General features: G+C 31.7%; 16 protein-coding genes. All 16 read right to left on the reverse strand.

All coding sequences use genetic code 11. From position 1 onward, the window contains the following. Positions 1 to 76: 76 nt before the first annotated feature. The 16 genes from ACW9UN_RS09795 to ACW9UN_RS09870 all read right to left on the reverse strand — a co-directional run bounded on the left by ACW9UN_RS09795 (position 77) and on the right by ACW9UN_RS09870 (position 22,347). Positions 77 to 895, reverse strand: a complete 819-nt coding sequence (locus ACW9UN_RS09795; protein WP_397444546.1) for an ABC transporter ATP-binding protein — start codon at positions 893 to 895, stop codon at positions 77 to 79. Between the two features lie 11 nt (positions 896 to 906). Then, positions 907 to 1,752, reverse strand: a complete 846-nt coding sequence (locus ACW9UN_RS09800; RefSeq protein ID WP_397444547.1) for an ABC transporter ATP-binding protein — start codon at positions 1,750 to 1,752, stop codon at positions 907 to 909. 83 nt (positions 1,753 to 1,835) lie between these two features. Then, a complete protein-coding gene (locus tag ACW9UN_RS09805; protein WP_459486083.1) occupies positions 1,836 to 2,942 on the reverse strand; it encodes an ABC transporter permease in 1,107 nt (368 codons plus the stop codon). 139 nt (positions 2,943 to 3,081) lie between these two features. Then, positions 3,082 to 4,467, reverse strand: a complete 1,386-nt coding sequence (locus ACW9UN_RS09810; protein WP_459486084.1) for a CmpA/NrtA family ABC transporter substrate-binding protein — start codon at positions 4,465 to 4,467, stop codon at positions 3,082 to 3,084. Positions 4,468 to 4,892: 425 nt separating this feature from the next. Continuing rightward, complete coding sequence (locus ACW9UN_RS09815; protein ID WP_459486085.1) at positions 4,893 to 5,558, reverse strand: Crp/Fnr family transcriptional regulator; 666 nt, start codon at positions 5,556 to 5,558, stop codon at positions 4,893 to 4,895. Between the two features lie 98 nt (positions 5,559 to 5,656). After that, a complete protein-coding gene (locus tag ACW9UN_RS09820) occupies positions 5,657 to 7,090 on the reverse strand; it encodes a rubredoxin (RefSeq protein WP_459486086.1) in 1,434 nt (477 codons plus the stop codon). Beyond that, a complete protein-coding gene (locus tag ACW9UN_RS09825) occupies positions 7,087 to 10,608 on the reverse strand; it encodes a molybdopterin-dependent oxidoreductase (RefSeq protein WP_459486087.1) in 3,522 nt (1,173 codons plus the stop codon). The genes ACW9UN_RS09820 and ACW9UN_RS09825 overlap by 4 nt, the downstream gene beginning before the upstream one ends. 211 nt (positions 10,609 to 10,819) lie before the next feature. After that, entirely contained in the window at positions 10,820 to 11,479 is a 660-nt protein-coding gene (locus tag ACW9UN_RS09830; RefSeq protein WP_459486088.1) for a response regulator, read from the reverse strand. Between the two features lie 58 nt (positions 11,480 to 11,537). Further along, on the reverse strand, positions 11,538 to 13,349 hold the full coding sequence (locus tag ACW9UN_RS09835; RefSeq protein WP_459486089.1) for a sensor histidine kinase: 1,812 nt from the start codon (positions 13,347 to 13,349) through the stop codon (positions 11,538 to 11,540). A 19-nt stretch (positions 13,350 to 13,368) separates the two neighbouring features. Then, on the reverse strand, positions 13,369 to 13,953 hold the full coding sequence (locus ACW9UN_RS09840) for a DUF4202 domain-containing protein (protein ID WP_459486090.1): 585 nt from the start codon (positions 13,951 to 13,953) through the stop codon (positions 13,369 to 13,371). Between the two features lie 8 nt (positions 13,954 to 13,961). Further along, on the reverse strand, positions 13,962 to 14,339 hold the full coding sequence (gene nirD, locus ACW9UN_RS09845; RefSeq protein ID WP_459486091.1) for a nitrite reductase small subunit NirD: 378 nt from the start codon (positions 14,337 to 14,339) through the stop codon (positions 13,962 to 13,964). 345 nt (positions 14,340 to 14,684) lie between these two features. Next, positions 14,685 to 17,201 (reverse strand): nitrite reductase large subunit NirB, encoded by a 2,517-nt coding sequence (gene nirB, locus ACW9UN_RS09850; protein WP_459486092.1) that lies wholly within the window; start codon positions 17,199 to 17,201, stop codon positions 14,685 to 14,687. A 508-nt stretch (positions 17,202 to 17,709) separates the two neighbouring features. Beyond that, positions 17,710 to 19,302 (reverse strand): NADP-dependent glyceraldehyde-3-phosphate dehydrogenase, encoded by a 1,593-nt coding sequence (locus tag ACW9UN_RS09855; RefSeq protein ID WP_459486093.1) that lies wholly within the window; start codon positions 19,300 to 19,302, stop codon positions 17,710 to 17,712. Positions 19,303 to 19,550: 248 nt separating this feature from the next. Further along, the gene (locus ACW9UN_RS09860; RefSeq protein ID WP_459486094.1) at positions 19,551 to 20,522 is read right to left on the reverse strand and encodes a ThuA domain-containing protein; all 972 of its coding nucleotides are present in this window, start codon (positions 20,520 to 20,522) and stop codon (positions 19,551 to 19,553) included. Positions 20,523 to 20,545: 23 nt separating this feature from the next. Then, complete coding sequence (locus tag ACW9UN_RS09865) at positions 20,546 to 21,292, reverse strand: 3-keto-disaccharide hydrolase (protein WP_459486095.1); 747 nt, start codon at positions 21,290 to 21,292, stop codon at positions 20,546 to 20,548. A 2-nt stretch (positions 21,293 to 21,294) separates the two neighbouring features. Further along, the gene (locus ACW9UN_RS09870) at positions 21,295 to 22,347 is read right to left on the reverse strand and encodes a sugar phosphate isomerase/epimerase family protein (protein ID WP_459486096.1); all 1,053 of its coding nucleotides are present in this window, start codon (positions 22,345 to 22,347) and stop codon (positions 21,295 to 21,297) included. Positions 22,348 to 22,363: the final 16 nt, after the last annotated feature.

Raw genomic sequence — 22,363 nt, forward strand, 5'->3', positions numbered from 1 at the left:
AACCCCCAAGGTCATGAAGTTTTGCTCTTCAAAAACCGATTTAATTTTAAAATTTATGTTTGTTTGTTATGCTTTTTTAATGCTCTAAAAAGTCGATTAAGTGTTTTCGATATTTATAATAATCGTCGTGTTCTAAAACTGATTTTCTTGTTCTTGGCCTTTTAAAATCGATATCTAAAACATCTCCAATTTTTGCTCTTGGCCCACTTGTCATCATTACTACTCTGTCTGCTAAAAAGATAGCCTCATCAACATCATGAGTAATCATAACTGCTGTAATTTTTTCTTTGTTCCAGATTTCGATTAAGATATCTTGCAATTCTCCTCTTGTTAAAGAATCTAACATTCCAAAAGGCTCATCTAGCAATAATACTTTTGGTTTTATGGCAAAAGCTCTTGCAATTCCCACACGTTGTTGCATCCCTTGAGATAATTCTGAAGCTTTTTTATGAAACGCATCTTCTAAACCTACTTTTTGTAAATAATATTTGGCAATATCTGTTCTTTGTGCTTTGGTTCCATGAGGAAAAACTTGATTTACACCCAATAGTACGTTTTGTAAAGAAGTCATCCAAGGCATTAAACTTGGTGCTTGAAAAATAACACCCCTGTCTGGACCTGGCCCTTTAATTGGTTTTCCTAACACTGCAATATCACCTCCAGAAATCGGATTTAAACCAGCAATCATAGACAACATTGTTGTTTTTCCACAGCCAGAATGCCCAATGATAGTCACAAATTCTTCTTTCATAATCTGAAGATTTAAATGCTCTAAAACCACGTAATCTCCTTTTGGTGTTGGATATACTTTTTTTAAGTCTTTTAAATCTAACATCACATTAGAAGTATCTGAACTAATTTTTTTATCCGCTTGTAAAATTGTTTCTGTGCTCATCTTTTGGGTTTTTAAGAATAGGATACAAAACTTTTTGGCTCTAATTCTGGTAATACAATTTGTTCTTTTGCTTCTGCTTTTCGAGCATCACCAATGTCCATCAGATATTCAATAATTGCGTTTCTTGTCTTTTTAAAACTTTCGCTATCATTCATTTCAGTTTTATCTCTTGGACGATCTAAATCAATCTTAAATTCTGGTCCTAAAGTGGCATTTGGTCCTGGACGTAAAGGAATAATTCTGTCTGCCATATAAATTCCTTCATCAACATCATTGGTAATTAACAAGGCTGTACGTTTGTCTTTTCCCCAAATGTTTAAGATTTGATCTTGTAAATTTCCACGGGTTAAAGCATCTAAAGCTCCAAGAGGTTCATCCATAATAATCATATCTGGTTTCATGGCTAAAGCTCTTGCTACAGCTACTCTTTGACGCATTCCTCCCGATAATTCTTTTGGTAATTTGTTAATAGCTGGCGTTAAACTTACCATATCTATATAATGAGCAGCTTTACGTTTCCAGACTGATTTTTCGCGTTTAGGGAACGCAGCTTTTACAGCCATTATTACGTTTTGCTCTACTGTTAACCAAGGCAATAATGAATAATTTTGGAAGATTACACCTCTTTCGTGACTTGTGCCTTTTACGGGTTCTCCTTTAAATAAAACAGATCCACTTGTTGGTTCTAACAAACCATTTATTAAATTTACTAATGTTGTTTTTCCACTTCCTGTAAAACCAACAATGGCAACAAATTCTCCTTCTTCTATTTTTAAGTTGATGTTAGATAACACTTCTGTTTCATTATCTCCTTGACCATAGGTTTTATAAATGTTGTTTAGCTCTAAATATGCCATTTTTTGTATGTTGAATTGTTTAATTGTTTAATTGAGTAATTGTTTACGCTTACACGATTTAACAATTACACATTTACACATATTTATATTGCGTCTTGTTTATCAAAAGAAACCCAATTCTGTATTGCCAACATCAATCTATCTAACAAGAAACCAATGGTACCAATTGCAAACATGGCAACAATTATTTTTGCGTTAGAATCATTAGCTCCATTTTGGAATTCTTCCCAAACAAACAAGCCTAAACCTGGACTTTGTGCCAAAAGTTCAATGGCAATTAAAACCATCCAAGCAACTGATAATGTAATTTTTAATCCTGTAAAAATTAATGGTAAAGATGATGGTAATACTACTTTGAATATTTTTTGAAAAGTACCTAACTTTAAAACTTTAGCAACATTGATAAAATCTTTATCAACCGTAGAAACCCCCATTGCTGTATTTACTAAAGTTGCCCACATAGAACACAAACCAACACTAATAAATGAAATGGTAAATGAGCTATCTTCTGTAGAACCAATTAACACTGTTTTTACAATCATAAAAACTAATAAGTACCAAACTACTGGAGATACTGGTTTAAATATTTGAATAAACCAGTTAAAGGCGCTCTTTAATGTTGAACTTAATCCTATAAAAATACCTAAAGGAACTGCAATAAATAAGGCCAAGAAAAAACCTGCAAATACTGTTTTTAAACTTCTAAAGATTTGATCTACAAAAGATGGTCTTCCTGTATACACAATTGGCTCTTTACCTGCTGCAATTCGTTTTTCATTTAATGCTGCTGTTTTTTCTATAAAAGCCGCTTTATCTGAACTGATAATGTTATGATCTCTTAATAAAGACTGGAAAGAATCCCAAACCTGAATTGGAGATGGCAAGGTATTTGGTTGGCAACTAGATTCGCCAGAAGCAATACAAGCTGTTAAAGCATCTGCAGCTGCTTGACCTTGATCTTCTAATGCTTTTTGAATTTTAAATTCAGCCTCGATATTGTACAATGTTTTTGCACCCAAATGCCAAATTGCAATAAATAAAATTATGGAAGCAAGTGGCACTATTACCTTGCGTAAGAAGTTCATTAAATCTTCCTTTTCCAGTTTTCCTGTAAATAGATCTTTAAGCGTTGAGAAAAATCCTAAACCTAAAAAGTTAGTTACTTTTCCTAGTGTTAAACTTGCTTTCATAATATTACTATTGATTAAATGTTAAATTTTAATAGTTCTCGATACAATTTCTCATGTTTTAAAAATCACACGAATTGACATTGCATCTTTTGTTTTAAAGTGACTCTAATTATCATCAGAATCGTATCGAGATTTAATGTTACTTTTTGTCTTTGTTTCCTATTTTAAAACTGTTGATGTATCCTATTGGATCTTTAGCATCATACGTTGTTCCGTCTATAAAATCTGCAGTTGCTGGTTTGTAACCATCTGTTGCTGGGATATCTGTTGCTGGGATATTACCTTCTTCTACTAAAAGAGCTGCTGCTTTTTTCCAGATATCTGGTCTATAAATATCTTTTATGGTTGATGAATACCAATCTGCTGATTTAGCATCAGGAATTTGACCCCATCTTCTCATTTGTGTTAAAAACCAAATTCCATCAGAATAAAAAGGATAGGTTGCATTGTATTTATAGAATACATTAAAATCTTCCATATCTCTTTTATCACCTTTTTCAAACTCGAAAGTACCTGTCATTGAATTTGCTAAAACTTCTACTGGCGCTCCAACATATTGAGACATTGATAAGATTTGTACAGCTTCTTTTCTGTTTTCTGGCTTGTCTAACCATTTACCAGCTCTAATTAAAGCTTTAGTAACTGCAATTGCTGTATTCGGATTTTCTTTCACAAATTTCTCTGTCATAACAAATACTTTCTCAGGATTATTTTTCCAGATGTCGTAGTTTGTTACTACTGGAACTCCAATTCCTTTAAATACCGCTTGCTGATTCCAAGGCTCACCTACACAATATCCAAAAATGGTACCTGCCTCTAAAGTTGCTGGCATTTGTGGTGGTGGAGTTACAGATAATAAAACCTCTGCATCAATTTGCCCTTGTACATTTTCTTTTATGTACATACCTGGATGAATTCCGGCTGCAGCTAACCAATATCTAATTTCGTAATTGTGTGTTGATACTGGAAAAACCATTCCCATTTTAAATGCTTTTCCTGAGTTTTTGTATTCTGTAATTACAGGTTTTAAAGCATCTGCTTTAATAGGATGAATTGGTTTTCCATCACTATCCACAGGTACATTTGGTTTCATTTTAGACCAAACATCATTAGAAACTGTAATTCCATTTCCGTTTAAATCCATAGAAAATGGAGTTACTAATTTTGCTTGACGACCAAAACCTGCACCAGCAGCAATTGGCTGACCTGCTAACATATGAGAACCATCTAATTGACCATCGATAACTCTGTCTAAAACATTTTTCCAGTTCGATTGTGCTTCTACAGAAACAAACAAACCTTCGTCTTCGAAAAATCCTTTTTCTTTAGCAATTGCCAAAGGAGCCATATCTGTTAGTTTGATAAAGCCAAACGTTAATTGTGGTTTTTCTATATCTAATTGTTTTGTTTTAGAAGTATTTACAACTTCTGTAGTTGTTTCTTTTTTTGTTCCTTTACCACCACAAGCAAATAATAACATTGCTACAGGTAAAAGGTAAATTGTTTTTTTTAATAGAGATTTCATTGTTTGTAAGTTTTAGTAATCTACGTATTTATACTTATTTTTAAACAAATATATACCTAGTTTTACTTTTAACTCATGTAATTACACACATTAAAACCTCTTTTTAAAACATAAAAAAACCTGCTATAAAACAGGTTTATTTTATATAATGATTATTTCCAATTAGTTATTATGACAAGAATATACTTATTTTTTATACGTAGTTATTTTTAATAATCATTTTATTCGTAAAAAATCTATCAAACTTATAAGAGTCTAAGGATTAGCTTTAAATTTCAGGAAATACTTAAAAAGCTCAATAGGATATTTAGAATATTGATCGAAAAGTTATTTTGGTGGTCTAAATATTATTAAGGACTTTATCAAAAGACCCTTCAGGTTTTAAAAACCTGAAGGGTCTGAAATAAAAAATTTATCAGAATAATCTAAGCATCTAAAAAATAATTATGTTCACTAATTTCGTTTTTTAAAGATTTTATATTGTTGATTGCTATTTTCTTTCCTTTAGCAGTTATCAATCCTTCTTTTTTTAACAAAGAAAAAACGCGAATTACTTGCTCTTCTGTAGTACCTGCATAATCTGCATACTCTTTTCTACTTAAAGGCAAGTTTAAAAAACCTCTTAAATCTCCAAATTTTCTATTGATATACAGTAAAGTATCTATTACACGTTCACGAACCGTCATTTGTGAAATTGATTTTACTTTAGACTCACTTCTATTGAGTTCGTTTGCGTAAAACAACATCATATCATAAGCAAATTTCGGATTTGCCAACAAAGCTTCTTGCAAATCTGCTTTAGAAAAATAGCACAAAATAGTGTCTTGTAATGCTATTGCACCAATAGAATAATACTCTTCTGTACCAAAACCTCTGTGACCAATTATTTCGCCTTCTTTTGCAAAGCGTACAATTTGCTCACGACCATTAATACCCGTTCTAAAAACTTTTACAGTGCCCTTTAAAATAAAAAATAATCCATTTACAGGAGCACCTTCAATAATGAACTGTTGCCCTTTTTTACATCTAAGTGATTTTTTATTATCAACAAAAACAGGATTAGTTAAATTACCTAAGTTTCTCTGAATCAAACAATTTGAGTTACTACAAGAAGCACAAGAAAAATTATTTATTTTTCTTGAAATTTTTAACCCTATGTTTTGATTGATTGTCAATTTATTTTTCTTGTTTATTTTACTAAAACCACTTTTTTGAAATTGCTTTTTGGAGCTTCGCAAAGTGAACATTGATAATCGGATGGCAAATCTGTAAATAGTGTTTTTGAAGCTATATTCTGAGTTATATCTCCATAAGATTCATCATAAATAGTAAAACAATCTTGGCATTGATACACTTCTAATTCTACTTGTTCTTCTTTAACTTCTGTTTCTTTTTCTTGCTGTTTTTCATTACCTAAATCATCAAAATACAACTGACTTAACTCCATTAATAAACCTGGTAATTCTACTTTATCTACATCTTGCACATGCATGATATATTGCCTTGTATTCGGATCAAAATTTTTAGCATACAACAAATTGTAAGTATCTCTAGTTTGAAAATTACCAATCATTTCTGGCTGTTTATTTTTCTGAACTACAATCGATGTAAAATAATAAGAAGTCTTGCTATAATCTGTAATAGCAAATGTTAAACCATAAGTACTAATATCATTCTGATCGAAATTAGCAACTAAGTATTTTTTTAAATTTAATGCTTCTTTATTTGCCACTGGTAAATGCCAATTTAACTCTAACATTGAGTGACGAACATTGATACCTCTTTTACCCAAAAATTTTTCCCAAACTAATTTAGATTCTCTTGGAATTCCTTTAACAATAAACGATTTCCAAGGAGTTATTGAAATTTTACCTATCTTATTTTCAGAACATAATTCGCACATTTCTTTTAAAAAAGAAATGTCATATTTATTATTCCTCCAATACAAACCCAACCAATATTTATCTGTTCCTATTTTATTCATCCCTTCAAAATATGGAAAAGGATAAAAAGGCACTTCTAATGGTTTGTCTACAGTTCTATTGTTGGTATCAATCGCATCGTTTACCAACTCAAAAATGGTTTTAATAGTTTCTGGTTCTTCTTTTAAAATGTTTTCTATCGTAGTTTCAATTTTATCTAAATCCCAAGAATAAATTAAAGCAGGATACATTTTTATTTCATCCCAACCAGGAAGTCTGATGTACAAATACCAATAATCTTCGTGTTCTGAAGCAATAAAATTAATATGCCCTGTAAATAAAGGCACTAAACGTTGTTTTGGATCTGTAATATTTATTTTTAAGGTAGATTTTGATCGGAATTGTTCTAAAATATACAAATATCGATCTCCTGTTAACCAAGAAGTACTTGGAAAGATATCTGCACAAACATAAGACGATACAATATTTTCTATACCAAATTCATCTACTTCTGCAACTTGTAATTTATTAAATTGAGATAAATCTTCTTTCTTAACTTTTTTAGGCAATAAAATATCTTGTCTAGAACCAAAAGAAATCGTTTTTTGACCTAAACTTTCTACAGATTCGCAAATGTATTTTAGTTCTCCTGGAGACAAGACTCCGCCTTTCACAATAACTCTATTTAATTGCCTGCTCATCTTTTTACTTTAGCGTTATTTAAAATTTCTCTAACCTCAGTTTTACAACTTCCACAACCTAAACCTGCACCAGTTTTATTACATAATTCTGTAAAATTTGTGCAGCCACCAGCAATTGCCTCTTCTATATTACCAGCCCCAACTTGGCTACAAGAACAAACCAATTCACCTAACATTAGCACATCATTAGAAGAACCTCTAAGCAATGTATCTCTTTTATCAGACATTTCGATTTTGCTTTCTATCATTGTTTTGAATTCTGCAAACTCGTTTTTATCGCCCATTAAAACTGCTCCAATTAACAAATCATCTTTAACAATACACTTTTTATAGTATCGTTTAGACATGTCTGTAAAAATGATTTCCTCGTAACTATTATCGTTTTCTGGCACTTTAATTTCACCTATTGAACAGAGGTTTAAATCTTTGAATTTTAAGATGTTCATTAAAACAGAACCTTTATAAGATTCGCTAATATCACCTGCAATAAAGTTGGCTAAAATTCCCGCTTGTTCTTCTGCTGCAGATGTAATACCAAATAATTGATTGTTAAATTCTGCAATTTCTCCAATAGCAAAAATATCTGGATGTGAAGATTGCAAATGTTGATTCACTTTTACACCTCTACCACAAACAATTCCGTTGTTTTTTGCAATTCCTATATTTGGTCTGGTACCAATAGCATATACAATCGCGTTTGCTGTTATGTATTTTCCTGATTTTAGATTGATGGTTAATTCACCTGTTTCATCATCATCAAAAACAGTACTTACCTCATTATCAAAATAAATTTGAATTCCTCTTTCTTGTACATCCAAAGACAATAATTTACTTGAAATTTTATCTAATTGACGCTCCATTAATCTTGATGCTCTTTGCACAATTGTAATTTTTACATTCTTGTGCTTCATTGCTGCAGCCAATTCTAAACCTAATAAACCTCCACCAACAATAACTACATGTTGCTCTTCTGGAGGCAAACCTGTATTTTCTAAGTATTTTTTAAATTCATCAGCATCACTTTTATTACGCATTGTAAAACGACCAGGTAAATCGATTTGAACATCTTTAGGAATAAACGCTCTACTACCAGTGGCTAAAATTAACTTATCAAAAGTATGCGTTTCACCATTTGAATCTGTAACAATTTTAGCTTCTTTATCTATCTTATCAATTAACGTTTCTGGATGAATATGAATGTCTAAATTACTTAATTCAGCATTTTTAATCTTTAATAATTGTTGCCAGGTCAACTCTTCTGTAATATATTCTGGCAACAAAACACGATTATAAAATAAGTTCGATTCTTTAGAAAACACGTGAATTTCATCCACTTGATTATAATCTCTATAATTCTGTAAAAATCGAAAAGCAGCAGCACCTGCACCAGCAACAATTATTTTTTCTTTGGCTTTTTTGTATTTAGAAACTGAAACCGAAGTAAACTTAAAATCGGGTTCTTTAGAAACAGGATCTATATGTGTATTTGTTAAATTGTTTGCTCTATTTAGGTTACTTTTTAGCACTTTACCCCAATGCATAGGTAAAAAAACGACACCTTCTTTTATGGCATCTGTAATTTTTGCACGCACTCTAACTACTCCATTTGCGCTTTTAATTTCTGTAATATCGCCATCTTTTATACCATTTAAATAAGCATCAACAGGATTAATTTCTAGAACAGGTTTTGGGTAATGCGTTTTTAAACGCGATACTTTACCTGTTTTTGTCATGGTGTGCCATTGATCTCGAATACGACCAGTGGTAAGTATTAATGGATAATCTTGATTCGTTTTTACTGATGTATTTTCTATGGTTGATGGAACATTAAAAATTGCTTTTTGAGATGGTGTATAGAATTTTTTATCTTCGAAAAGACGAGGCGTACCAGAATGACGATATTCATTTACTGGCCATTGAAAAGTACCTTCGTTTTTTAAACGATCGTAGTTTAAAAAAGAAACATCAATATTAGTACCTTTTGTCATTGACGCATATTCATCGTAAATTTCTTCTGCACTGTTGTAACTAAAACCTCTAAAACCCATTCTTTGCGCAAAATCGCAGAAAATTTCTACATCTGGCCTTGCTTCTCCTGGCGCTTCTATTTCTTTTGGTAGGTAAGAAATTCTACGTTCAGAATTTGTCATTGTACCTTCTTTCTCTAACCAAGCTGCAGCTGGCAAAACCAAATCTGCATATTTTACAGTATCTGATTTATGAGAAATTTCTTGCACAACAACAAACTTAGAATTTGCCATCGCTTTTTCTATTTGATGCGAATTTGGCAAACTCACTAACGGATTTGTACAAGCAATCCAAACTGCTTTTAGCTTTCCACTTTCTAAAGCATCAAACATTTCTGTTGCTGTAAAGCCTGGTTTTGGGGATATTTTATCTACTCCCCAAAACTGCGCAACTTCTCTTCTATGCTCTTCGTTTCCTAAATCTTTATGAACCGCCAAAAGATTGGCCATTCCACCAACTTCACGACCACCCATTGCATTTGGCTGACCTGTTAACGAAAATGGACCTGAACCAGGCTTACCAACTTGACCCGTAATTAACGATAAATTTAAAAGAGATGTATTTTTATCTGTACCCACCACACTTTGGTTTAAACCCATTGCCCACATACTAATAAAACCTTTTGATAGCCCAATTATTTCTGCAGCTTTTTCTATATCATCTTCAGGTACCCCACATATTTTTGAAGCTTTTTTAAGATTTGTATCTAAAATTATTTTTCTATAATCTTCAAAACCTTGAGTATGTTTTTTGATAAAATCTTCATCAATTAAACCTCTTTTATACAAACGTCTGGCAATTGCATTATACAAAACCACATCTGTACCTGGAATTAATTGTAAATGTAAATCTGCAAAGTTTGCAGAATCTGTTCTACGAGGATCAATTACAATAATTTTTACATTCGGATTTTCTTCTTTTCGCTTTTCTATTCTTCTAAATAATATTGGATGACACCAAGCAGGATTTGCCCCTGTTATTAAAAAACAATCTGCCAATTCTATATCTTCGTAAGAAACTGGCACACTATCTTCTCCAAAAGTTTTTTTGTAGCCCACAACAGCAGAACTCATGCATAAACGAGAGTTTGTATCTATATTATTTGTACCTAAAAAACCTTTTGTTAATTTATTTGCGATGTAATATTCTTCTGTTAAACTTTGTCCTGAAACGTAGAAAGCCACTGAATCTGGCCCATGTTTTTTTATGATAGATTTAAATACGTTTGCAGCTCTATCCAAAGCAGTATCCCAAGAAACCCTTTCTCTAGGATGCGAGCGAGACCAACGCATTTCTGGATATAAAATTCGATCAGAAACATCGTTTGCTACATAATGTAAGTTCATTCCTTTAGAACATAACATCCCTTTATTTACAGGATGATCTTTATCACCCTCAACAAAAACCTTGTTGTTAATGTCTTTTTTTACGATAATACCACAACCTACTCCACAATAAGAACATGTTGTTTTTACTTCTTTCTTTATCATTTTTAGACCATGGTTTTAATTGAATACTGTTTGCATGCTCTTTGTTTACAAAAAAACATATTACAAAACTAAGTATAAATACTTAATTTTTACATTAAAAATACGTATTTTTTAATTATTAAAAATTCAATAATTAAGTAATAACGATTTTATGAATTCATTAAAAATAGATGCTTAAAACAATGAAAATAAAAATATTAGCCACTAAATTTTACATCAACTGATATTCTTTGGCTTTATTTGTAAGTTCGTGAAGGTTTTTTGCTTCTAATTTTTTCATCAAATTAAAACGATGCACCTCTGCAGTTCTCTTGCTTATTTTGAGTTCGTCTGCAATATCTTTATTGTTTTTTAATTCTAAAACCAGCCCTAAGATTTGTCTTTCTCTTTTTGTAAGTTTAAACGGAAGATCTACGATTTCTTTTTTTGGAGATGCAGTATTTGCAGAATTACCGTTCACAAAATTATTCATAATAATTGAAGAAACATCGCCTGTAAAGTATTTGCCACCAGAAGCAACTTTTATAACTGCCTTTAAAAATTCTTCTCTGCTAGCACCTTTTAACAAATAACCATCAGCACCAGCTTGTATGGATTTTACTACATAGCCTTCTGAATCGTGCATAGAAAGCATTAACGTTTTTACATCAGGAAAACGTTTTTTTACTTCTGCAACAGCTTCTATACCATTCATTTCTGGCATTCGAATATCTATAATTAAAACTTGAGGTTTATTTTTAGCGACAACTTCTAGCGCTTCTTTTCCATTAGAAGCTTCATCAACTACAGTAATTCCTGTTTGATCTTCTAAAAGCGCTTTAATTCCATTTCTTACCAAAACATGATCGTCTACCAACACTACATTTACCATAACTAATTATAGATTTTACACTTACAAAAATAAGAATTTTAAGTAAAACTACGTATTTTTAAATAGGGATGTTTAGCGTTACTCTTGTACCTTTTCCTAATTCAGAATTTAAGAACAAGCGTCCATCAATATACTTAATGCGTTCTTTCATAAACGTCATGCCCATTCCACCATCTCCATTTTTTACTTTTTTCACTTTAGCAGGCTCAAAACCTTTTCCATCATCATCAATAACAATACTAAGCATGGTTTTACTGTGAGAAAGCGACACTAAAATATGTGAGGAATCTGCATATTTAATGGCATTATTTATCGCTTCTTGCGTAATTCTGTATAAATTTATTTCGGTTAAAGACTCTAATCGCTGGTTGAAATTGGTTTTATTAATAAGAAATATTTCTTTACCTGTTAACTTTGTTAGTTCTTGTGTTAATTTTGTAATTGCAGGTACAATTCCATGGTCGGATAATTCTGGTGGCGTTAAATTAAAAGTAGCTGTTCTAACTCCTTTTATAATATTGGTGGTTAATTCTTTTAAGTGTTCTATTTTGGTTTTAGACTTTTCTAAATCATTTAGATTGATACTTTCTAGGTTAAATTTTAAACCCGTTAGCATTTGTCCAATTCCATCATGTACATCTTTGGCAATTCTATTTTGTTCTTTTTCTTGATTCTCAATAATTTTGCTAGAGATTAATTTTTGCTGACTCATTTTTTCTTCGAAACTAATTTTTGTGAGTCTTTCAATTTCGATTTGCGCTTCCTTTCTGTCTGTAATTTCTGATGCAATAATTAACAATTCTGATTTATCTTCTGTAGGTCTATAAGGAATTATAGACATTTCTAACCACACAGCCACATTGTTTTTGGCAGTTGCTTTTACCTCTCCTTGCCAACCAGTTTTTTTATAATTATGTATTAAATTTTCTATGAATTCTCTTTCATTTTCTTTGATAGACAAGAGGTCCCAAAATAAAATTTCTTTGTTAAAGTTTGATAAGCGAAATAAGCGCGAAAACTTATTTCCCATATGAATTAAGTTTCCACTTGGCGAAATTCTGGCAAACAACAAGGTTTCATCCATGGCATGACTTAATGCACGCAATTCTTTTACTGATTCTTCTTTTGCAATACTTAATCGATCTGCATCGAAAGCCATTTTTTTAGCTCTTTTTTCTGCCAATAACAATTCTGATAATGTTGCTTTTACCGATTTTGCTGTTGGCCAAAAAATAAAGAGAAATTCGCCTAAAAGAATTACTAAAGTTAATGCCATTAAAAAAAACTCTAACTTTCTTAACCAATCTACTTTTTCGTTCGCTTCTAGATCATATTGATTTACAATATCATCCATCATCAATAAAAAAGAACCTTCATTTTCGGTTACTTTTTTTACATCTAAAGCCAATTGATCTATAGCAATAACCGGATTTTCTTCTAACTTTTTTACTATGGATTTAGAAGCAACATTTATCGTTTTAAAAACTGGATTTATTTCTTTAAATCGCCTTTTTATTTCGTAACTATTTTCTGCAGGCAATCCTAAAGAATCATTACCATTTTGCAGTGCATTATGAGACAACTCCCACAAAGCAAGTGTGTTTTTAATTCTGTTTTTTAACTGATTTCTAATGAGTTCTTTATCTGAAATAGACAAAGAGAGAATATCTTTTGTTAACTTTTGACTTAACATTCGCTGCCTACCAGCAACATTAATTACGGTAGAATCACTTTCTTGATTTGCCAAGTGATTACGTACCAAAACTTGACTTACAATTACAGAAAGTGCAATTGCACTTAGCGCAAGAATATACAAACGGCTTAATTTAGAAAACGTACGTTGATCTAAAGAATTACCGTTTTTTGTCATTTATACTCCTATTTTTTGATTATGAAATAGCTTGTTTTACCAAAGCCAAGCTTTTATCAGAAAAAGGAATGGTTAGTGCTGCAGCATGCCCTTTGTCTGACATTTTAACCCAAGTTTTTTTTAAGATATCAATTACTTTTTCATCTGTGTGTTTGGCAGCAAATTCATCGAAATAATAATCTAAAAAAACCAAACAAATGGTATCTTCTAAAATTTGAGATTCTTCGTTTTTCTTTATTAATTTCTTTAGGATTATTTTTTTAACTCTTTCTTGAAATTGCTCATCAAAACCTACTTGTTGCAAAATTTCTACAGTTAAATCTGCATGCATTTTTTTAAGGGTTTCACGCCATTTTAGATAGCCAACTCTATCCATAGGGTATTCGTTTCTGGCAATTTTCCACCTGCAAATATGCTGTGCTCTTGCTGCAATTTGCAATGCTTTAGAGGCATTTGGCTCAAATTGAAGTAATTTTCTCGTCATTCTTTGCGAGTACAACAATTCTTTAGGATATGCTAAACCAGCAACTTGATACGTATTTGGATCTTCGGCATTTTTTTTGTCTATTAACGCGATTGCAGTTTCAAATCTTGTAGGTTTCATAGGTAGCTTTATTCAGAAAAGCCAATATACACAATTTCATCTTCTATTTTAACAGGATAAGTTGCAATTTTAAAATCTTCGCCAGATAAATTAGAACCATCTTCTAAAGAAAATGTTTTTTTATGCAAAGGACAAGCAACCTTTGGTATTCCTTTGTCATCACCAATCATACCTCTACTTAACACCATTTCTATTTTATGCGGACAAACATTTTGGCAAGCATACCATTTATTTAATCTTGCAAAATTAAAAACAGCAATTTGTTTGTTTTTGTATTTTACACAAGCACCACCATCTAAAGGAAAATCTTGTACAGTTGCAGCTTTAAACCAGACTTTTACATCTTCTAGTTTTGTTGATGTGTATTGTTCTAAAATTTGTTCCATAGTTATGTAATTAAAAACCTCCTTAGTATCTCTGAATACAAGAAATAATTATTAGAGAAATAGTATTATTTTTATTCTGTTTAGACCTTTCAGGTTTTAAAAACCTGAAAGATCTTTTTTTTTATTTAGTCTTAAAATTGCTTCTATTACATTCGTTTTTACCAATTGTATTCGCTGGCTTTTGCGTTAGGGATTGAAGCATTTGTTTGAGCTCTTTTTTCTTTTTTTAGAAAAAAGCGAGTGCGTAAAGCCCGTTAAAACGCCCAAATTAATTTACCTCTTATATACCTACAAGGTTCTTGAAACCTTGCAGGATTATTATTAATCTGAATATTGCCAACTATATTACACCCATTGTTCTGGCATTTTTTGATCTCTCATTGGTACAAAAACAATATTATCATCTTCTTCATCAGAATTTACAAAGTGATTGAATCGTTTCATAACTTCTGGATCGTTTACAGCCTGCGTCCATTCGCACTCGAACTTATTCACTAAAGTTTGCATTTCTTTTTCTAGATCTTCTACAATACCCAATTTATCATCAATAATTACTTGTTTTAAATAGGCTAAACCACCTTCTAAACGCTCTTGCCAAGCAGCAGTTCTTTGTAAAGGTTTTGCGGTTCGCATATAAAACATTAAGTATCTGTCTAAGTATTTTATGACAGTTTCATTATCTATTTGTTCTGCAAATAACTCTGCATGTCTTGGATTTGCACCTCCATTTCCTCCTAAATAGAGATTCCAACCTCCTTCTACAGCAATTAAACCAAAATCTTTTCCACGTGCTTCTGCACATTCTCGAATACAACCAGAAACGCCACCTTTAATTTTATGTGGTGCACGAATACCTCTGTATCTATTTTCTAATTCGATACCAAAACTCACACTTTCGTCCATTCCATATCTGCACCAAGTAGAACCCACACAGGTTTTTACCGTTCTTAAAGATTTACCATAAGCATGACCACTTTCGAATCCGTGAGCAATTAATTCTTTCCAAATTAATGGCAATTGATTTAAAGTTGCTCCAAACAAATCGATTCTAACACCACCTGTAACTTTAGTGTATAAATCGTATTTTTTTGCAATTTGCCCAAGTGCAATTAATTTATCTGGCGTAATTTCTCCACCAGGAACTCTTGGCACTACAGAATAGGTTCCATTTCTTTGGATGTTTGCCAAGAAACGATCATTAGAATCTTGAATTGCATATTCTTTATTAGCTGTATCTGCGTGAATTGTTGCCATTAATGATGCCACTAAAGGTTTACACAACTCACACCCATGACCTCCATTTCCGTGACTATCTAAAACTTCGTTAAAAGTTGTATACCCCTTAACTTCTATAATTTTATATAAATCTTGTCTATTATAATCGAAATGTTCGCAAACAGAATCTTTAACTTCTATACCCAAAGATTTTAATGTTGCTGTAGTAATATCTTTTACCATTGGCTTACAACCACCACAACCTGTACCTGCTTTTGTACAAGAAACTACATCAGCTAAATCTTTAGCTTCACCACTTTCTATAACTCCACAAATCTGACCTTTTGTAACGTTTTCGCAAGAACACACTTGAGCATCATCTGGCAAATCCATAACATCTCCAAAAGAAGAACCACCCTCTGTTGCAGGTAAAATTAATTGTGCTGGATCTTCAGGAATTTTCATTCCGTTTAAATAAATTTGATGCAACATATTATAGTCTGATGCATCACCAACTAAAATTCCGCCTAATAAAGATTTACCATCAAGACTAACGTTAATTCTTTTATATAAATGTTGTGTTTTATTTTCGAAAATGATAGAATGGCCTTTTGAAGCTGGCATAAATGGTTCTCCAAAACTAGCCACATCAACTCCAATTAATTTTAATTTGGTAGACATATCAATATCCGAAGGCATTAGACTTTCTTTATTTCCTAGAATTTGATCTACTGCAACACCAGCCATATCATAACCAGGAGCCACTAAACCATAAATCATTTGATTGTACAGAGCAACTTCTCCAATTGCATAAATATTTTCATCTGAAGTTTGCATTTTATTGTTTACCACAATTCCACCACGAACTCCCATTTCTAAATCACAGGTTTTTCCTAATTCGTCTCTTGGACGAATTCCTGCAGAAACCACTAACATGTCTACATTTAAAACATCATCTTCTCCAAACTCCATTCCTACAATTTTGTCTTCTCCTAAAATTTGATTGGTTGCTTTACTTAAGTGAATATTTAAACCAATAGATTCTAGTTTTAGCTGCAACACTTTACTGCTTCTTGCATCTAATTGTCTTGGCATTAATTTAGGTGCAAACTCTACAATATTTGGCTCTAAACCCATATCCATAACAGCTTTACCAGCTTCTAAACCCAACAATCCTCCACCCAAGACAGCAGCTTTTGCATTTGGATTTTCTTTTCTTAACTTATCTGCATAAGCCAACATCCCTTCTAAATCTTCGATTGTTCTATACACAAAAACACCTTCTTTTTCTACACCTTTAATTGGAGGTACAAATGCAGAAGAACCTGTAGCTAACACTAAATAATCGTAATTAAAAGTTCTGTTTTTAGCGGTAATAATGGTTTTTGAACCCCTTTGAATGTCTGTAACTCTTTCGTCTACAACTAAATCTATTCCGTTTTCTGAATACCATTCAGCAGGCGCCATTTCTAAAGCTTTTGCATCTTGATTTTCAAAAAACTCACTTAAATGAACTCTATCATAGGCAGGCCTAGGCTCTTCTCCAAAAACAATAATTTTAAAACCTTTATGATTAGAATTTGCTACAAATTTTTCGCAAAATTTATACCCCACCATTCCATTACCTACAACTATAATTGTTTTCATAATTACGTATTTTAATACAAAACTAAGTATTATTACTTATTTTTTGTCTCGTTTTAATACTTATTTTAATGATAAATACTTATTATTATAGATATAACAAAAAAAACCATTATTTTTTTTATTCTACACTTAAAAAGATAAAAATTTTATGGATAATGAAATGACAAAAAGGTTTTTTAGAAAAAAATTTAGTCTTATAAAATATTATTTTTAATGAAAAATATGGAGAATGCTACTCAACATTTAATGTATGATTTTACTACTATAATTTAACGCGAATTCCATTTAAAAAAAATTATAAAAATATTACGTATATGTTTTTTCGGCGAATGTCATTTCAACAAAAATAGAGAAAGGATAATCCTTTGTTTTCAGATAAAAAAACCAAATCCAATTCAAATTAATTTTAAAAATAACCCATTAAAAAAGCTATGTTTTAAGAAACATAGCTTTTTTAATATAGCTTCAAAATAATTGAAAACTAGGTATATGATATTTGTAAGTGATACTACAATAAATAATCTGTACTAATAAAATTAGATGCTTTTTTATCTAACAATTCTTCTAAAATAGCATTGTTGTATTCTGTGTCTTTTGATGCTACAAATGTTCTAATTGAGAAAGAACGCAAGGCATCATGCACACTTAAAGTACCAACTGCAGAATCTTTTCTACCCGTAAAAGGATACACATCTGGTCCTCTTTGTGCTGCACTATTTAAGTTTACTCTACACACCAAATTTACAAGCGTATCAATTAAAGGTGCTAATGTTTTTATTTCGCTACCAAAAACACTTACTTGTTGACCGTAATTCGACTCAGCCATATCATCTAAAGGTTCTTGAATATTTTTAAAAGAAACTACAGGAATTACAGGGCCAAATTGCTCTTCTTGATACACTCTCATGTCTTTAGAAACCGGATATAAAACTGCTGGATAAATATAGTTTTCAGTTGTTTCGCCTCCTTTTTTATTAATTACTTTTGCACCTTTTGCTGTAGCATCATCTATTAATTCTTGAATGTAAGCTGGTTTTCCTGGTTCTGGTAAAGGTGTTAATTTTACGCCATCTTCCCAAGGATTTCCAAATTTTAAAGCATCTACTCTTTCTGCAAATCGTTTGTTAAATTTATCTACAATATGCTCATGCACATACAATACTTTTAACGCTGTACAACGTTGTCCGTTAAAAGAAGTTGAACCTGTGATACACTCATTAATTGCCAAATCTAAATCTGCATCAGGTAAAACAATACCAGGGTTTTTAGCCTCTAAACCTAAAACCAAACGCAATCTATTTTTATAAGGATGATTTGCCTGAATTGCATTGGCAGATTTACTATTACCTATTAATGCTAAAACATCAACTTTACCAGTTTTCATAATAGGAGTTGCCAAAACACGACCTCTACCATAAATGATGTTTACAACACCTTCTGGAAAGCTATTTTGAAAAGCTTCCATTAATGGAGATAATAATAAAACTCCATGTTTTGCTGGTTTAAATACGGTTGTATTCCCCATAATTAAAGCCGGAATTAACAAGGCAAACGTTTCATTTAACGGGTAATTGTAAGGCCCTAAACACAAAACAACTCCTAAAGGGCCACGTCTTACATGCGCATATACCCCACTATTTTTTTGAAATTTCGCAGAATCTCTATCCATCTGCTTGTAATTTTCAATCGTATCGTAAATGTATTCTACAGTTCTATCAAACTCTTTTTCGGAATCTGGTAAAGATTTTCCTATTTCCCACATTAGCAATTTAACCACTTCATCTCTTTTGGTTTTCATTTGCTCTGCAAACTCTTCCATACATTCAATTCTGTCTGCAACTCGCATTGTAGGCCATAAACCTTGCCCTTTATCATAAGCTCTGTAAGCAGAATTTAACGCTTCAATAGCTTCATAAGCTGTTAAATTAGGCACTGTACCTAATAAAGTTGGTTCATATTTTTCTGTTGATGAAATAGAGGAATAAACTTCTGAAAATTCTCCTTTCCATTCTTTTAATTCGCCACTTACTAAATATGTTTTTTGATGTTTTAATTCCGAAATTTTATATGCATCAGGAATTTTTGTAAAGTTTTTTTTCATGTAGAATATTTAAAACTGTCTTAATAAAATTTAAAATAATTTTATGTAACGAAATTAGCGAAAAAGAATTTAAGAAAACCCTTATACACTCTAAATTCACGAAAACCTTTGCGAAAAAAAGTCTTCAATTACATCAAAAATCAACATCAAAATAAAAAAAACGAGCTATTAAATAGCACTAAAAAAAGATTTTAAAAAACTATAAACCTGTACTTTACACCAAAATTCCATCACTCTAAAAACTAGACTTATTTTTTTAAAACGAACTTTCTAGAAGAACTCTTATCTGTTTCTGGAAAATCTTTAGGCAAGTCTTGAGTAACTTTTCCTGTAGCAGCCCATTCTGTACCTCTTTGCAATAAAGTAATTAAATCTACAGATGAAAAACCGATTTCATCATGACCTAAAGTAGTATGAAAGATTCTTCCTTTTTTATATTTAATCGTCATTACTACAGGTTCTTTTTGACCAGAATTTGCAGGCTTTTTAGTTGATACTGCAGTTGCTAAAATTTTTACATTTTCAGCTGGCCCTCTTAAATAAGCATAACATTCATCTGAAGCGTGCATCCAATGTTTTGGGAAACCTTTTGTTATAGGATGTTTAGGATTGTACGTTGTTATTAAAAACTCTTCTTTTTTGCCATGTGCACCTCCACTTCCTTTGGTAAAGTCTTTAATTACTTTATTATTTTTATCCACATATAAATACGGACCGTGTTTTTCGGTTCTACCTCCCCAACCACCAATTCCAATCATTTTATTATAGGCCAACCAATTTGGGAAACAGTTATCAGCGGCATGAACACTTACAAAACCACCACCTTTTCTAACAAATTTCTCAAAATTTGCTTGAGTTTCTTCTGGCCAAGGAGCTGCTTTAAAGCCAAAATTTGAAATAACTACATCATATTTAGCAAAATTTGGACTAAAATCTGGATCGGTTTTAGGTTTCCCTTCAACACCTTCAGATACATTTGCATAAGAAAGCCAATCTGTTTTTTGAGTGCTTTTAAACAAGAATTTTGTACGTGCAATATCAACAGTAAAAAGTTTTGTTTCTTCTAAATATTGCTTCATCATTATGGTAGATTTTGGCCAGATAGCATGGTTATTCTGACCATCAATTATTAAAACCTTTAACTTATTATTCTGACCAAAACAAGATGTTAAGGCAATAATACTTAATGTGAAAAATAATTTAAAAGTTTTCTTTTTCATAACAATCTTTTTAATGTATAAACTTAATTTTCTAATTCTCTTACCCAAATATTTCGATAACTTACTCTACTGTTATCTTTATGATCTTGCAGTAATAAAGGTGCTTTTCCATGTGATTTGTAGGGAGGAGTTCCTCTGTAAACAGTTGGTCCTTCTAAAACTACATTGTTGTGAATTAAAACACCATTATGTAAAACAGTAAATGTTGCTTTTTTAACTACATTTCCATCTTTATCAAATTTAGGCTCCATATAAATAATATCGTAAGTATTCCATTCTCCACTTTTAACAGAAGCCAAAGCCAAAGGAATTGCTCTTTTATATAAAGCCCCAACTTGGCCATTTACATAAGTATCATTATTGTTATTATCTAATACTTGAATTTCATAACGGCTTTGTAAAAATATTCCACTATTAGCTCTACTCTGACCTTTTCCTTTAATTTCTGAGGGCGATTTCCATTCGATATGCAATTGAATACTACCAAAAGACTTTTTCGTTTTAATATTACCTGCTTTATTTTTCACAGTCATACTTCCATCAGCATTTAAAATCCAAAGTTCATCAGATTTCTCAGGATTTGCGTTGGTCCATTCATCAAAATTAGAACCATCAAAAAGTACAATAGCATCACTTGGAGCTTCATTGTTATCCGTAGTTTTTACGACAGGAGGTTTTGGTTCCCAAATTTCGGTAAGTTTTGGATCTACTTTACTATTTTGAGCAAAGCCTATAGATGAAATCAAAAAAAAGAAAAGAATTTTTCTCATAATTAAATACCTAAAATATTCTTTAACTGTTGCTCATCAATTGCACCACCAGCAAAATCATCAAAAGACTTTTCTGTAATATCTATCATATTATTTTTGATAAAAGGCGCGCCTTCTTTTGCACCTTGTTCTGGTGATTTAATACAACATTCCCATTCCATTACAGCCCAAACATCGCAATTGTATTTTGTGAGTTTAGAGAAGATACTTTTAAAATCTACTTGGCCATCGCCTAAAGATCTAAATCTACCTGGCCTATCTTGCCAATCTTGATAACCACCATAAACGCCACTTTTACCTGAAGGATTAAATTCTGCATCTTTTACGTGAAACATTTTTATGTGTTCGTGATAATAATCGATGTATTTTAAATAATCGAGTTGTTGTAAAACAAAATGACTTGGATCGTATAAAATGTTTACTCTTTTATGATTGCCTGTTGCTTCTAAAAAACGCTCGAAAGTAACACCATCGTGCAAATCTTCTCCTGGATGAATTTCATAACAAACATCCACTCCATTTTCATCAAAAGTATTTAAAATAGGTGCCCAACGTTTGGCCAATTCTTTAAAACCCATATCTACCAAACCAGCAGGAGCTTGTGGCCAAGGATACATTGTGTGCCACATTAACGAACCCGAAAAAGTTCCGTGAGCATTTAAACCAAAATTCTTACTAGCAATGGCACAATTTTTTAATTGTTGTACTGCCCATTCTGTTCTTTTTTTAGGATTATTTCTACATTCTTCTGGAGCAAAACCATCGAACATACTATCGTAAGCAGGATTTACTGCTACTAATTGCCCTTGTAAATGCGATGCTATTTCTGTAATTTCTAATCCGTGAGCATTTACAATTCCCTTAATTTCATCACAATACGTTTTACTTTCTGCAGCTTTATCAATATCGATTACTCTTTTATCCCAAGCAGGAAGTTGAACACCTTTATATCCTAAATCTGCAAACCATTTACACAATGCATCTAAAGTATTAAATGGTGCTTCATCACCAGCAAATTGCGCTAAAAATACTGCAGGTCCTTTAATTTTTTTCATTCCCATCCTTACCTTC

This window comes from Polaribacter litoreus, from assembly GCF_054584775.1.

Bases quoted from the DNA above. Each gene is read 5' to 3' on its own strand.
- ACW9UN_RS09795 (WP_397444546.1), bottom strand. From the start codon at position 895: ATGAGCACAGAAACAATTTTACAAGCGGATAAAAAAATTAGTTCAGAT.
- ACW9UN_RS09800 (WP_397444547.1), bottom strand. From the start codon at position 1,752: ATGGCATATTTAGAGCTAAACAACATTTATAAAACCTATGGTCAAGGA.
- ACW9UN_RS09805 (WP_459486083.1), bottom strand. From the start codon at position 2,942: ATGAAAGCAAGTTTAACACTAGGAAAAGTAACTAACTTTTTAGGTTTA.
- ACW9UN_RS09810 (WP_459486084.1), bottom strand. From the start codon at position 4,467: ATGAAATCTCTATTAAAAAAAACAATTTACCTTTTACCTGTAGCAATG.
- ACW9UN_RS09820 (WP_459486086.1), bottom strand. From the start codon at position 7,090: ATGAGCAGGCAATTAAATAGAGTTATTGTGAAAGGCGGAGTCTTGTCT.
- ACW9UN_RS09825 (WP_459486087.1), bottom strand. From the start codon at position 10,608: ATGATAAAGAAAGAAGTAAAAACAACATGTTCTTATTGTGGAGTAGGT.
- ACW9UN_RS09830 (WP_459486088.1), bottom strand. From the start codon at position 11,479: ATGGTAAATGTAGTGTTGGTAGACGATCATGTTTTGGTAAGAAATGGA.
- ACW9UN_RS09835 (WP_459486089.1), bottom strand. From the start codon at position 13,349: ATGACAAAAAACGGTAATTCTTTAGATCAACGTACGTTTTCTAAATTA.
- ACW9UN_RS09840 (WP_459486090.1), bottom strand. From the start codon at position 13,953: ATGAAACCTACAAGATTTGAAACTGCAATCGCGTTAATAGACAAAAAA.
- nirD (WP_459486091.1), bottom strand. From the start codon at position 14,339: ATGGAACAAATTTTAGAACAATACACATCAACAAAACTAGAAGATGTA.
- nirB (WP_459486092.1), bottom strand. From the start codon at position 17,201: ATGAAAACAATTATAGTTGTAGGTAATGGAATGGTGGGGTATAAATTT.
- ACW9UN_RS09855 (WP_459486093.1), bottom strand. From the start codon at position 19,302: ATGAAAAAAAACTTTACAAAAATTCCTGATGCATATAAAATTTCGGAA.
- ACW9UN_RS09860 (WP_459486094.1), bottom strand. From the start codon at position 20,522: ATGAAAAAGAAAACTTTTAAATTATTTTTCACATTAAGTATTATTGCC.
- ACW9UN_RS09865 (WP_459486095.1), bottom strand. From the start codon at position 21,292: ATGAGAAAAATTCTTTTCTTTTTTTTGATTTCATCTATAGGCTTTGCT.
- ACW9UN_RS09870 (WP_459486096.1), bottom strand. From the start codon at position 22,347: ATGAAAAAAATTAAAGGACCTGCAGTATTTTTAGCGCAATTTGCTGGT.